Annotated in this window: 11 protein-coding genes; 4 read left to right on the top strand and 7 right to left on the bottom strand. The window is 67.6% G+C overall.

Annotated features, from left to right (window positions below):
• Positions 1-10: 10 nt before the first annotated feature.
• The 3 genes from L6D89_RS13725 to L6D89_RS13715 are packed head-to-tail and all read right to left on the bottom strand — an operon-like array spanning position 11 to position 4,199.
• Positions 11-2,107: a site-2 protease family protein gene (locus tag L6D89_RS13725; RefSeq protein ID WP_236200095.1), complete on the bottom strand. Its 2,097-nt coding sequence runs from the start codon at positions 2,105-2,107 to the stop codon at positions 11-13.
• Positions 2,104-3,423 carry an efflux RND transporter periplasmic adaptor subunit gene (locus L6D89_RS13720; protein ID WP_236200094.1) on the bottom strand — a complete coding sequence of 440 codons (1,320 nt, stop codon included), beginning with the start codon at positions 3,421-3,423 and terminating at the stop codon, positions 2,104-2,106. The genes L6D89_RS13725 and L6D89_RS13720 overlap by 4 nt, the downstream gene beginning before the upstream one ends.
• A complete protein-coding gene (locus L6D89_RS13715) occupies positions 3,420-4,199 on the bottom strand; it encodes an efflux RND transporter periplasmic adaptor subunit (RefSeq protein WP_236173551.1) in 780 nt (259 codons plus the stop codon). The genes L6D89_RS13720 and L6D89_RS13715 overlap by 4 nt, the downstream gene beginning before the upstream one ends.
• 184 nt (positions 4,200-4,383) lie before the next feature.
• Between L6D89_RS13715 and L6D89_RS13710 the strand changes: the two genes are divergently transcribed.
• Entirely contained in the window at positions 4,384-5,073 is a 690-nt protein-coding gene (locus tag L6D89_RS13710; protein ID WP_236200093.1) for a phytanoyl-CoA dioxygenase family protein, read from the top strand.
• Positions 5,074-5,172: 99 nt separating this feature from the next.
• Positions 5,173-6,156 (top strand): D-2-hydroxyacid dehydrogenase family protein, encoded by a 984-nt coding sequence (locus L6D89_RS13705; RefSeq protein ID WP_236200092.1) that lies wholly within the window; start codon positions 5,173-5,175, stop codon positions 6,154-6,156.
• 31 nt (positions 6,157-6,187) lie between these two features.
• On the opposite strand, the gene L6D89_RS13700 is transcribed toward L6D89_RS13705, so the two are convergent.
• Positions 6,188-7,114, bottom strand: coding sequence for a cation diffusion facilitator family transporter (locus L6D89_RS13700; protein WP_236200091.1), 927 nt, complete (start codon positions 7,112-7,114; stop codon positions 6,188-6,190).
• Positions 7,115-7,488: 374 nt separating this feature from the next.
• On the opposite strand from L6D89_RS13700, the gene L6D89_RS13695 reads away from it, so the two are divergent.
• Complete coding sequence (locus tag L6D89_RS13695) at positions 7,489-7,920, top strand: hypothetical protein (RefSeq protein WP_236200090.1); 432 nt, start codon at positions 7,489-7,491, stop codon at positions 7,918-7,920.
• Between the two features lie 133 nt (positions 7,921-8,053).
• The gene (locus L6D89_RS13690) at positions 8,054-8,938 is read left to right on the top strand and encodes a DMT family transporter (RefSeq protein WP_236173556.1); all 885 of its coding nucleotides are present in this window, start codon (positions 8,054-8,056) and stop codon (positions 8,936-8,938) included.
• Here L6D89_RS13690 and L6D89_RS13685 read toward each other — a convergent pair.
• The 3 genes from L6D89_RS13685 to L6D89_RS13675 all read right to left on the bottom strand — a co-directional run bounded on the left by L6D89_RS13685 (position 8,935) and on the right by L6D89_RS13675 (position 13,499).
• Positions 8,935-10,269: an MFS transporter gene (locus L6D89_RS13685; protein WP_236200089.1), complete on the bottom strand. Its 1,335-nt coding sequence runs from the start codon at positions 10,267-10,269 to the stop codon at positions 8,935-8,937. The two genes, L6D89_RS13690 and L6D89_RS13685, sit on opposite strands and share 4 nt — an antisense overlap.
• Positions 10,270-10,544: 275 nt before the next feature.
• A complete protein-coding gene (locus L6D89_RS13680; RefSeq protein ID WP_236200088.1) occupies positions 10,545-11,624 on the bottom strand; it encodes a C45 family autoproteolytic acyltransferase/hydrolase in 1,080 nt (359 codons plus the stop codon).
• 138 nt (positions 11,625-11,762) lie between these two features.
• The gene (locus tag L6D89_RS13675; protein WP_236200087.1) at positions 11,763-13,499 is read right to left on the bottom strand and encodes an amidohydrolase; all 1,737 of its coding nucleotides are present in this window, start codon (positions 13,497-13,499) and stop codon (positions 11,763-11,765) included.
• Positions 13,500-13,542: the final 43 nt, after the last annotated feature.

Here is a 13,542-nt window from a genome sequence, read left to right as displayed (position 1 = left end):
AGACGCCGCCTCAGAATCCGCTCTCGCGCACCCCCAGCGCCGCCAGCCGCCGCCATGCCAGCCCCAGGATCGATTGCCCGCTGCCCTCCAGCACCACCATGCCGCGCTGCGGTTGCGCCGGCTGCCAGGGCTCCTCGCTCGGGCTCAGGCGCACGCCGTATTGCGCCTGGACCGGCTCGGCGCGGTGCTGGGCATCGCGGCGCACGGCAATCGGGCCGTGGTGGTCGGAGCTCAGCGCCTCCAGGTCGACGAACAGCGTACCGTTGGCGTCCACCTCGTCCAGCCTCACCGGCAACGCCGGGCGTGCCGGGTCGTCGGCGATGAAGCGCCCTGGCGCGCCACTCTGCACCCGCCACAGATCGGCCTCGGCTAGGTAACCACGCAGGCGCAGCCCGGGCTCCACCACCCGCACCAGCACGTCGGCCGGCTTCAGCCAACGGCCCTGCCCCAGGTCCGGCAACAGGTCGCGCACCACCCCGGCGTGCGGCGCACGCAACTGCAGACGCTGGCGCTGGGCGGCAAGGCCACGGTACTGGGCGACCGCTTCGGCCAGCCGCTGCTCGAGAACGCCGACGTCGGATGCCGTCTCGCTGCGTCCCGCCTGGCGGCGCAACTGCAATTGCAGCAGATCGATCTCGCGGCGCACGATCAATTGCTTGGCGTCCAGGTCCGGCGAAATCAGTTCCAGCAGCAGCTCGTCCTGTTCCACCCTCTGCCCGTCATGCACCAGCAGACGCCCGACCTGCGCAGCCAGTGGAGCATGCAACGCCGAGGTGCGTGTGGCCTCGAGCATGGCCGGCACTTCCACGGAGCCGCGCCAGGGCACGACCAGCAACGCCAGCACGGCCAGCACGGCGAGCCCGAGCCCGACGACCTTGTGCGGCGCCGCCTGTTCGCGGCGCTGCCACCATTCGCGCAGCTCCCGCCAGATCGGCAGGCCGATGAACCAGACCAGCTCCACCAACATCAGGAAGATGCCCAGCAGCTTGAAGAACAGGTGATAGACCGCCAGGGCGATACCGAAGAACAGCACGGCGCGCCAGATCCACGAGCCGTAGCCCCAGATCAGCAGGCGCCGGCGCAAGGTCGGCGGCCAGGGCTCGGGCATCGGTTCGCCATAGCCGAACAGGGCTTCGCGCAGCCGCCAGCGGCACAGTGCGAACGCCCGCGCCTGGAGGTTCTCCACGCCCAGCAGATCGGTGAGGAGGAAGTAACCGTCGAAGCGCATGAACGGGTTGAGATTCACCAGCACGGTGGTGATCCACGTCGCGCTGGCCAGCATGAACGCCGAGGTGCGCAAGGGGCCGTCCGGCAGCAGCGACCAGGCCAGCAGCGCGAGCACCGCCAGTACCAGTTCGGCGAGTACGCCGCCAGCACCGATCAGCAGACGCGAACGACGGTCGCTGACCCGCCAGGCGTCGCTGACATCGGTATAGAACATCGGCAGCATCACCATGAACGCCAGCCCCATGCTCTGCACCCGGCAGCCGGCGCGCTTGGCCATGAAGGCGTGGCCGAACTCGTGGCAGAGCTTGGCAAAGGTCAGCGCGACGCCGAAAGCCAGCGCCCCACCCAGGCTGAACAGGTGCGGAAAGGTCGCCAGGAAGCGCTCCCAGTCGCGTGCCACCAGGAAGGCCCCGAGGCTGAAGATCAGCGGCAAGCCCCAGCGCAGCATCCACGGGCCGTGGCGGCGCAGTACCGGCCAGGCGCGATTGAGGAAGGCATCCGGGCGCCAAAGCGGAATGCGGAAGAACAGGTACTGGTGCAGCACTTTCTGCCAGAGGCTGTGCCGCTGCAATGCGGCTTTCTGCCCATAGCTGGCGCGCTGTTCGGCATCCACGGCGGCGATCAGGTCATGCCCGCGCAGGAAGCGCAGGAACTCTTCCAGCTCCTGTGCCCCCAGGGCCTCGCCAGCTTCTGCATTGGCCGCCCCCAGCACCCGCTGCGGGTCGCCGAGCGTCCAGTGGCGCAGCAGACGCACGGCAGCACCACCGAGTTTGAAGTAGCGCCCGCGCAACGGGTCGGCCAGCGTCCATTGCGGCGCGCCGTCGAGCCCCGGCGCGGCTGGCGACAACTGCAGGTCCGGGCGCAGCGCCGGCAGCATCACAGCCCCAGGCTCTGGCGCGCGGCGACCAGCGGCCGGCGCAACAGGTAATAGGCCAGCGGGGCGCGATCGCCATACAGCTTAGCCGTGCCGCGCAGGCCGATGCGCGGAGGCGCCTCGGCGAACGCCGCGTCAAGCCGGTACGCCAGTTGCCCGGCGGCGGTGCTCTGGGCCTCGTAGGCCGCGCGCTCCAGGCGAGCGTCATGGCGGCGCAGCGGGTCGCTGTCGAGCAGCAGCACGACTTCGGAGCCCGGTTCGAGGGCGATGGCGTCGCCCACCGCGAGGTCGATGCGCAGCTCGGCCTGGCGCGGATCGGCCAGCTCCATCAGGCGCTCGCCGGTCTGCACCGGTTTGCCGGTCCAGCGTTCGGCATCGGCGAATACCGCGATGCCGTCGCGTGGTGCGCGAACCTCGGCGCGCCCCAGCAGGTCGCGGGCGTAATCACGTTCGGCGCGCTTCTGCTCCACCCGCGCCGCCAGCAGGTCGACCCTGGAGCCTGACTCGGCGTCGGAGAACGCGCGCTGCGAATTGGCCTTGAGCTCAGCCTCGGCCACGCCCAGGGAGCGCTCGGCCACGTCTGCCTGGGCTTGCAGGGTGGTGGCGTCGAAACGCACCAGCAGATCGCCGGCCTTGACCGTCTGGTTGGGCTTGACCAGCACCTGCTGAATCACCCCATCCAGCGGGGCGGCAATCACCTGGCCGTCCAGCGGCACGACCTCCGCCGGCGCCAGCACCGACTGGCGTACCGGCACGAGCAGCAGCAGGCACAGCCCGGCGGCAATCATCAACAACTTCTTCTTCGGCCAGCGGGCTCGCCACGGCTTGCGCGGCTGCAGGGCCTTCCAGGCATGCGCGTAGGCGTCGCCCAACTGCACCAGCAACGCCTGCTCCGCCTCGCTCCACGGCTGCTCGCGGGCCAGCCAGAGGCCGCCGAAGGGCGCACCCTGGGAGTCGGCCAGGGGCAACCAGAACACATCGCCGGCGGAAAGCGCCTGCCAATCGGCCTGCTGCTGCGCCCCCAGGGCCTGGAAGTCGACGCGCTGCGGCTGGTCCAGCGCAGCGCGCGCCTGTAACTGGGCGCAGGCCTGTTCGACGAAGGCCACGAACGGCGCATTCGGCTCGACAACGCTGATGCCGGTGAGCGCCTGGACCTTGCCGGCGATCAGCAACGCCGCGTGTCGATAGCCGAACAGCTTCTGTCCGTCATTGACGATGTGATAGGCCAGTTCCTCGACCGTTCGCGCCGCGCGGGCCTGATGCTCGAGATCGAGAAATTGCGCGAAGACCCGCTCGGCCAGGCCGACCTGTGGTGCGTTCATGGCGTCTCCGCGAAACGCGCAGTGCCGCTCATGCCCGCCAGCAAGCCCTTGGCATCGCCGGGCAGGGACGCAATCAGCGGCAGCATCTGGCTGCCTTCATCGATGCGCGCGCCCAGGCGCTTGATCTCGACCTGCAGGGCCTGCCCGGTTTCGTCGGGCACGAAAGTGAAGGACTGCCCCACCTTCAGCCGCGCGACCCAGCGCGAGGGCACCAGCAGGCGGATTTCCAGGCTGCGGTTATCGACGATCTCCAGCAACGGCGCGCCGCCCGCGACACTCTCGAAGGGTTGCGCCTTGCGTTGCACCACCTGGCCATCGAACGGCGCCACCAGCGAACAGCGGCGCACCTGGACCTGGTAGACCTGCGCTTGTGCCTGCGCCTCGGACAGCTTGGCTTCCGCCAGTGCAACCTCGAAACGCCCTACCGAATTCAGCGCGGCCAGCTGGCGGTTGTGCGCCAGTTGCTCGCTGGCCGCCTTGGCGCCGGCCTGGGCGGCACTCAACTGGGCCTGGTAGGCGGAGCAATCGAAACGCACCAGCACATCGCCCTTGCGGAAGGATTGCCCCTCGGCGAAGGGCATCTCGAGGATGCGCCCGGCCAGCTCGCTGGACAGCATCGCCTGGTCGCGCGCCCGCAGGATGCCGCGCACATCGCTGGTGCCACCGGCCGATGCGGGGCTCGCCAGCAGCGGATCGTCCTGGGCAGGTTCGACGGCCCCGGCCACACCCACGACAGCCAGCGACAATCCCAGCCCCAACCAAATCCCTTTATGCATTATTTTTCTCTCCGGCAGATCGCCGGAGTCTACGGGAGTCGATCGTCGTCGGAAATTGGCTACAGAAGATTTCCTCAGTACGCTCGACTTTCGATCGCTGCCAGCGACGCAGCACCGGCCAATGCGCCTGCACCACAAGGGCCTGTATCAGGAAGGCAAAGGACAACAGGGAATGGATGACTGCATGCTCGATCGCCAACAACTCCATGAAAATGGCTATGCACTGCTGCGCCAGGTGATCCCGCGCGCAACAGTGGACGAGCTCCGCACGCTATTCGATGCCAACGTCCTGGCGTCCGAGCACTGGCCGGCGCCCCGCGGCCAGGACTGGCGCCACGCGCAACTCGATCTGGAGCCGGCAGTGCAGGCGATGTGCCGGCTGCCGCTACTGCTGGCGACAGTCGGCGAGCTCATCGGCGAGCGCTTCTTCCTTGCCCAGGCGGAGGGACGCGAGCCCCTGCCGGGCGGCGGGCACCAATCGCTGCACCGCGATCTCTCGGCCCAGCGCCCAGGCGACAGTGTGAGTGCCCTCGCCTTCCTCGACGACTACGCCCCGGGCAATGGTGCCACGCGCATCATTCCCGGCAGCCATCGCCCCGCAGCGGGGGCGCCGCCAGAGGAATTCAACGAGGAATCCCGCTGCGTACACCTGCAAGGCAGCGCCGGCGACATCCTGGTATTCGACGTCGACCTGGTGCACGCCGGCAGCCTGAACATCAGCGGCGCCCGTCGACGCTCGATCCTGGTCAGCTACCGGGCCGAACCGCTCTACGCCATGCACCTGGAAACCACCAGGCTGCGCAACGTGCGGATGGACACCGCCGAGCGCTTCACCCCGGCGGCCTACCCCGTTGATGTCGCAGCGCCATCTTGACGACTGGCGTCGGGTAGGACTTCTGCGGCGGATCGAAAGCCTCGCGAAGATCGGATATCGTCCCGAGCTGACTCGAACGACTGCAGAGGCGGGCTCCTTATGAACATCGTCATCCCCGACGACTACCAGGACGTGATCCGCACGCTGGACTGCTACGCCCGACTGGCCGGGCATACGGTCCGCGTGCTGCATGACCTGGGGCCCGCCACGCCGGACGAACTGGCCGCGCGCTTCGCCGACGCCGACGCGCTGGTGCTCACCCGCGAGCGCACCCGCATCGACGCCGAGCTGCTCGACAGGCTGCCGAAGCTCAAGCTGATCAGCCAGACCGGCAAGGTGTCCAGCCATCTCGACCTGGACGCCTGCACCGCGCGCGGCATCGTCGTGACCGAAGGCCGAGGCTCGCCGGTGGCGCCGGCCGAGCTGGCCTGGTCACTCATCCTCACTGCGCGCCGGCAACTCGTCCCGGCCATCGAAGCGTTCAAGGCTGGCCAGTGGCAGGTCAACCTCGGCCAGGCCGTGGCCGGGCAGACCCTGGGCATCTGGGGCTACGGCAAGATCGGCCAGCGCCTGGCGCGCTATGCCCAGGCATTCGATATGCCGGTGCTGGTCTGGGGCAGCGAGAACAGCCGCGCAGCCGCCGTCGCCGACGGCCACCGGGCGGCCACCTCGCGCACCGCCTTCTTCGCCGAAGCGGACATCCTGAGCCTCAACCTGCGGCTGTCCGAGAGCACTCGCCACGAGGTCACCTTCGAAGACCTGGCGGGCATGAAACCCAGCGCCCTGCTGGTGAACATCAGCCGCGCCGAACTGCTCGCTCCCGGCGCCTTGCTGCAGGCCCTGGACGCCGGGCGGCCAGGCTACGCCGCCGTGGACGTGTTCGAGCAGGAGCCGCTGCTCGGCGTCGACAACCCCTTGCTGAATCACCCCCGCGCGCTCTGTACCCCGCACCTGGGCTACGTGGAGAAAAACGGCTACGAGCTGTACTTCGGCGATGCCTTCGACAACCTGCTGGCGTTTTTCGCCGGGGCACCGAAGAACGTGGCGAACCCGCAAGCCCTCGAGGCGTCACGGCCCGCGTAGCGCAGCCCGCCTCGTCCGTGCGCCTGGCCGCTCAACGGGTCCACAGCGGGTCAGTGGTGAAGGCGATGGTCAGCCAGCGGTTGGGGCCTTCGCCGCCGATGGCCTCGCCGATCTCGTCACGCAGGCGGTCCCATTCGGCCAGGGTCTGCGCCGGCCAGTTGGGCGGCACGATGAAATACAGCTCGATCTGCTGTGCCCGACCGACCTTGGCGACATAGGCCTGGTAGGCACTGAAGCCGTGTTGCGTAACTACCGCCGCCGCCACCTCGTCGACGTGCTGCTTGAGTTCGGGCGGAGTCACCAGGAGGATTTCCTTGAGCGCCTGGCGAATGGTCAGGAACGGAATCGGCAGGATCACCAGACAGATCAGCGCCAGCACCGCCGGGTCGACGTACGGGCCGATCTGCGCGTAGCCGCTCACCGTGGCCAGGTCACCCACCAGGAAGGCGATCAGCAAGGCCAGGGAGATGCTCCCGGACATCACCCAGGACTTGGCGTCGAGCGCCACGAAGTCCGAGCCGATGCGTCGGTTGGCGCGGAACTGCACCGCCGCCAGGGCAAAGCAGACCAGCGTGGCCACCGCCGCGTAGAGGATGGCGAAACCGAATTCCAGCGCATGGCCACCGCTGAGCAGCCGGCCAATGGCGTTGATCAGTGCGTACAGCGTGACGCCGCACAGCAGCGTGCCGTTGAGCGCCAGCACCATCGGCTCCAGGTGCCAGAAACCCATGTTGAAACGCTCGGCCAGGCGCCGGCTGGCGTCGCCTTCGGTGGTGTGGCGGCGGATCAGCGTGGCCACCATCAGGGCCAGGCCGCTCATGCTCGCATCGGCCAACGAGTAGACACCGTCGAAGACGATGGAGAAGGATCCCGACAGCAAGCCGACGATAATCCCGAAACCGGCCAGCAGCACGGTGACGATGATGGAAAGCCGCAGGATGCCCTGTTCTGTTTTCATGACTGGCGTGCTCCTCGCGCCTCGGTGGTTGCGTTGCCGGAAACAGGCCTGGACGGCACTGGCGGCTTCGCTGGGGGGCGCGACTATAAGCCAGCGCCCGGTGCAAGACCATTGGCACCTGGGCAATCCCGCCCTGCACGCTCGCAAGGGCGCAGCCCGCTGGGCGGGGGGCCCGTGCATCGGGCGATGCGCCACGCTGTCCGGCCAATGGACAGGCTGCCAGGGGCTTCGTAAGCTGCGCGCACCGCCGCCCGCTGCCGACCCCGGTCTCGACAGGCGGCGCCGCAATGCACTGCACGGGGTCGCCGGAGTACCTGGCGCGTCCGTCCAGCAGCGTACGTATCCCATGCCATCGGCACACTCAAGGAAGAGTCATGCGTCGCTTCAATCTCGTGCTCATGTTCGCGGTCTGCGTGATCAGCGCACTGCTGGGTGCGAACAATCTGCTCAGCGGCATCCGTCACTACCCCAATAGCCTGCCGCTGACGGCGTCCCTGGTCGGCCTTGCGCTGATCTCGTTTGCCTACGCCCTCGTCCTGCTGCGGTACGCCACAACGCACAACGCAGGGCAACTCCTCATCCTGCTGTTGTACGCGGTCAGCGCCGCTTCCGGATTCGTCGCGTGCGGCAGCCTCGGCCTGCTGCCCTATACCATGCAGAGCCTGTCACTGAGCCTGGTCCAGGCGCTGGACTACGTCTGGCGCAGCGTCCTGTTCTGCAGCGCCTTGTCCCTGGCCTCTTGCGTCCTGGCGATCCTCTACCTGCGGTGCCAGCGAGCCGCCCTCCAGCCGCTCCCCGGCCCTTGAGCGCGGCAGCGGCGCCGGCGGCCGGAAAAACCTCGGCGCGCCGCCTTCCCAAGCGTCCTGGGTGCCCGGCAAGATAGCGGCATTCGCCGCCGCGCTTCGGTGGCCCTCTTCTGCCTTGTGCCACCGGAGTCGTATGCAACCGCGCGACCTTGCCGCCTACCTGTTCCTCGCGATCGGCTGGGGGCTGTCCTTTCTCGTCCTGCTCAAGGCCATCGCCGGGTTCGGCTGGGTCGGCGCAGTCAGCTTCCGCGCGCTGATCGCCAGCTTCACGCTGTTCGCCGTGGCGCGGCTGTCCGGGCGCCAGCTGAACTTCGCAGGGCTGTGGAAGCCGCTGTGCGTGATCGGCGCCACCACCGTGGCCGGCCAGTTGATCGGCATGACCTACGCCACCCCGCGCATCGGCACCGCCATGGCGGCGATCTTCGTCGCCGGGATTCCGCTGTTCTCGATGCTCATCGGCCGCCTCTGGGGCCTGGAACGCATCACCTGGAGCGGCCTCGGCGGGCTGGTGCTGGGCTTTTTCGGCATGCTGCTGCTGGTGGGCTTCCCAGCGGTGCCGATCACGCACGAGTTCATGCTCGGCAGTGCTGCGTCCGTGTTCGGTGCCGTCTGCGCGGCCTTCGGCAGCAATTACGCCAGCCTGAAGCTGCGCACCGCCGGCCCCTGGGAAGTGACCTGTGGCGCCTTCGGCATCGGCGGGCTGCTGACCCTGCCATTGCTGATCTGGGTGCCGGTGCCCGGCACGCCGCAACCAATCGATGTGTTCTTCCTGCTGATCTGCGGCTGCATATTCAGCGCGGTGAACTACGTCGTCTACTTCCAGCTCGTCTCGCGAATCGGTGCGACCAGAACCATCAGCGTGGAGTTCGTCGTCACCGTGGTCGCCGTCCTGATCGGCGCCCTGGTGCTGGGCGAGAGCCTGTCGCTGGTGCAGGGCGTGGGCGCGCTGATCATCCTGATCGGCTGCGCCCTGGTGCTCGGCCTGGTACCCGGCACCAAAGCCCGCGCCGTGACTTAACCGACCTGCGCCTGGGCGACGCCCGGAGCGGCGTCGTCGCGGTCGATCAGATCCATCGGCAGGTGCGCGGTCTCACGCAGCAGCCAGGAACACAGCGCCACCAGCAACAGCGCCGCCGCGCCGTAGAGTGCCACGCCGAAGGGGTTGCGCCCGGTGGCGATGAGGATGGCCGTGGCGATGCTCGACGCCGTGCCGCCACCCAACGCCGCGCCGATCTGGTAGCTGAAGGAAATCCCCGAGTAGCGCATTTCCCGCGGGAACTGTTCGGCAAGGAAGGCCGGGATCGGTCCCTGGGTCGCCCCCATGAAGAAGCCCACGGCGATATACGCCAGCAAAGCCAGCGGCAGGTTGTGCAGGCCGATCAGCGGGAAGAAGGCGAACAGCCCCAGCGCCATGATCGCCGCGCCGAAGATCATGACCGCACGGCGGCCGAAGCGATCCGACAAGTGACCGAAGAACGGCGCCGAGGCAACGATCGCCACTGACAGCGAGAAGTCGAACAGCAGGGCGTGGCTGCTGCTGTAGCCGATGTCGGTCGCGTAGGCGAGGAAGAAGGTGCTGCCGATATAGGCAATGGTGACGTAACCGAAAGCGATGCCGATACACAGCAGCAGCTCGCGCGGGCGGCGGCGGAAGGCCTCCATCAGCGGCATGCGCGCCTCGGCTTTTGGCGCGGCCTTGGGCTGCGGCGCGGTGTTCTGCAGGCGCGCATAAAGGCCGATCAGCACCAGCAGGCCACCGAGCCAGAACGGAATACGCCAGGCAATACCGCTCAGGTCATCGTCGAAGGCGAAGCTGACGATGGCGAACACCGCCGAACCGAAGATGCCGCCGATGCCGATGCCCATGCTCGTGAAGCTGCCCCACAGGCCGCGGCGGCCCTTGGGCGCGACCTCGATGCCGAACAGCGCCGCCCCGCCCCACTCGCCGCCGGCGGCGAAGCCCTGCACCAGGCGCAGCAGCACCAGCAGGATGGGAGCGGCGGCGCCGATGCTGGCGTGGGTCGGTAGGAAGCCGATCAGCAAGGTGCTCGCGCCCATCAGCACCAGGGTGGCGACCAGTGCCTTCTGCCGGCCGTAGCGGTCGCCCAGGTGACCGAACACCACACCGCCCAGCGGACGGGCAAAGAAGCCGGCGCCGAAGGCCGCAAAGGCGACCAGCACAGCGGTCAGCCGGTCCATGCCGGGGAAGAACAGTTGCGGGAAGATCAGCGCTGCGGCGTAGCCGTAGATGACGAAATCATAGAACTCCAGCGCGGTGCCCATGCCGGAGACGCAGAAGGTGCGAAAGGCCGAGCGCGAGCCAGGAGCTGCGGGCGTGTGGTCGATCATGGCGGTTCACTCTTGTTTTTGTGGCAACACGAAACCCGCGCGGCGGCCGGAGGGCTGCCACGGAGGCGTCAGTTCTGAAATTGAGAAGTTGCGTTGTGACGTTTGCGATCTGCGCTGAAGCGAACTTCAGCGCTCGGACATTGCCCTCGCCCCAGCCCTCTCCCAAAGGGAGAGGGAGCCGCATGTACCGGCTGACGCTGTTGTTTCAAGCTCTGCCGATCAGTCCCCTCTCCCCTTGGGAGAGGGTCAGGGTGAGGGGCTCCCACCCGTTTGCCTCAGAAGCGCAGGAAGCCCTCATCCGCCAGCTTCTTCGGCGTGCCGGCGACGTACTCCAGGGCGCACCCGACGGTGTCCAGGCCGATGCTCAGCAGGGTTTCCCAGCGCTCGGTATCCGGTTCGGACATGTCCGGGTGGAAGCACACCACTGCCTGGTCGCCGTCGGCGCCGCAGAAGGCGTCGGCGCGCTCGCGCAGGGCCTTGCCGGTCATGCCGGCGGTGGCAGCCCTGAGGTGGTCCAGGCGCGCGTAGGTGGTGGACACGTCCGCCGTGCGCTCGCCCCAGCTCAGTTCGCCATCGAGGAAGTGGTTGGTATGCAACAGCCAGCCATCTTCGCGCGGCACCACCACGGCGGTATGCGCCGGGCTCATCTCGATGCTGGCGGCGCGGGCGCGCACGTCGTTGCGGGTGAACACGCTGAGCACGGTGGACGCGCTGACCCGCGCCGAGCGCGCCAGGTCGATGGCCTCGGTGACGCTGCTGGCCTCTTCCAGCACGCGACGGGCGATGGCATGCACCGGCACGCCGGCACTGCCGTCGTCACTGGCGTGGTGCAGGATGTTGAAGTGCACGCCGAGGCCTGCGCTGTTCACGCCGATCTTGCCGAGCATGCCGAACTCGGTGAACAACTTGGCGGTGAGGCCGGTGCTGCCGGTGAAGCCCAGCAGCAGGCCGTGCGGTACCAGGCTGTCGTGCCAGTCCCAGGTCTGCAGACTGCGCGGTGCAGCAGCACCCGCCGGGGCGTGGACGGAAGTGGAGCACTCGCCTTCCACCGGCTGCTCGGGCATCACCGCCAGCACTTCGGTGCGGGCGTTCAACGCCGCCAGCTGCCACAGCGGCAGGCCGACGCCCAGGGCCAGGCCTTCGACTTCCCTGGCCAGCGCCGGGCACCAGTCGGCCAGCGCCGACAGGCTGCCTTCACCGATGGCCCGCGCCTTGTCGATCTCCACGCCAACGCGGGGGAAGAAGTCCAGGTACAGCGCCACGCTCTGGCGGATCTGCTCGGCGAAGGTTTCGCCGATCTGCCGGCCACGCTGCAGCGGGTCGCGGATGTCGGTGGTGAAGGTGTGAAGAATCACGGCAAGGCTCCTGTAGAACTATCGAATCAAATCACAGAGTGCTTTGTAGGATGGGTGGAGCGCAGCGATACCCATCGATCCGGCGTCGCTACAGCATGGCTATCGCTGCGCTGCACCCATCCTACGAGTTGGCAACGATCACGGTTTGTCGCTCGGACGACTATAGACTTCGCGGCCGGCGAACCAGGTCTTGAGCACCTGGGTGTCACGCAGCGCTTGCGGCTCGACGGTGAACACGTCGCGATCGAGCAGGATCAGGTCGGCCTGCTTGCCCGGCTTCAGCGAACCGATGCTCCCCTCCAGGCGCATAGTGCGCGCCGCGTTGAGGGTGTAGGCCTGGAACATGGTCTGCCGATCGATATCCTCGGCGGCATTGAGCACACCCTTCGGGCCGACACGCTGGATCGCCTGGTAGATGGCTTTCCAGGGGTCGGGCGTGGTGATCGGCCAGTCGCTGGCGCCGGAAATGGTCGCGCCGTTCTTCAGCAGCGAGCGCGCCGGGTACATGTGCAGGAAGGCCATGGCGCTGACATAGGGCTTGACCAGGTCGACGCTGTTCTCGTCGGCAGCCGCCCAATAGAGCTGCATGGCGGCGATCACATCGAGCGCCTTGAAGCGCGCGAAGTCCTTCGGATTGACCATCTGCAGGTGGGTGATGGAGTGCGGGATGCCGCTGTGGCGATCCTTGCGCGCCTGCTCGATGCCGTTAAGCGATTCGCGCACCGCGCGGTCGCCGATGGCGTGGATGTGCACCAGCCAGCCGCGGGCATCGGCGGCGCTGACCAGTTCGCCGAAGTGCTCGGGGTCGATCAGCAGTTCGCCGTACTTCTTCGAGTTGCTATAGGGCTCGAGCATCGCCGCGCTCTGCGCCGGCACTTCGGCCACGCCGTCAGCGAAGATCTTGATGCCCGGCAGCGTCAGGTTGGGAACATCGATGAACTGCTGGCGCACCTTGTCCAGCTCGTCGAGGTCGGCCGGGGTCGCCTTGGAATCGGCCATCAGCAGTGCGGCGACATGAGCGGTCAGCCCGCCCTCCTGCGCCAGCAGCTTGTAGGCCGGCAGCACGCCGACGGAATCGTTGTGGATGTCGCCGCCGGGATTCTCGTTCGCCAGGGGCTCCATCCAGGCGGTGATGCCCAGCTCGTGGTAGTAGCGCTGCGCGCCTTTCAGGGCCTTGAGTAACTCGTCGTCGGTCGGCAGCGGCAACAGCGCCTGCACCGGGTAGAGGCCGGCATCCACCAGGAAGCCATTGGGCTTGCCGTCAGCGTCATGACCGATGGTGGCCTGTTCTTCGCCTTGCAGTGACCTGACCTTGGCAGCGTCGATACCGGCCAGTTTCAGCAAGGCCTGATTGGCCCAGCCGGTGTGGTAGTCACCACCCGCCAGGAGGATCGGCTGATCAGCCCACTCACCCTGGTTGAAGCGCTGCTGCAGCTCGCCGATCTCGTCCCAGTACGCCGTGGGCACACCACCGACATAGAGAAACTGGCCACGTCGCGCGCGGCCGTCGTCGCGCCACTGGCGCAGCTTGTTTTCGAACTCGGCCAGCGGCAGGTCCTGGTTGTCCAGGTTGGCCTGGAGCATCTGCAGGCCACCCTTGACCAGGTGGGTGTGAGCGTCGATGAAACCGGGCATCAGCACCTGGCCATGCAGGTCGATGAGCTGGGTCGCCGGTTGCTGGAGTTTGAGGATCTGCGCGTCGGAGCCAACGGCGAGGATGCGGCCGTTCTCCACCGCCACCGCCTGTTGCAGGGCCTGGCCGGGTTCGGCGGTGTAGACCTTGCCGCCATGGAAGATGAGGTCGGCGGCGGCCATAGTTTCCATCGAGGAAAAAGCGCAAGCCGCCGACACCAGCGCCGGAATCAGTAGTTTCATCGCAGAGCCTTCGTTATTGTTGATCTGTGACGAAGGTTAAGCA

The organism is Pseudomonas pseudonitroreducens (assembly GCF_021603645.1).
GTDB lineage: Bacteria > Pseudomonadota > Gammaproteobacteria > Pseudomonadales > Pseudomonadaceae > Pseudomonas > Pseudomonas pseudonitroreducens.
This window is presented reverse-complemented; position numbering and strand designations above follow the sequence as displayed.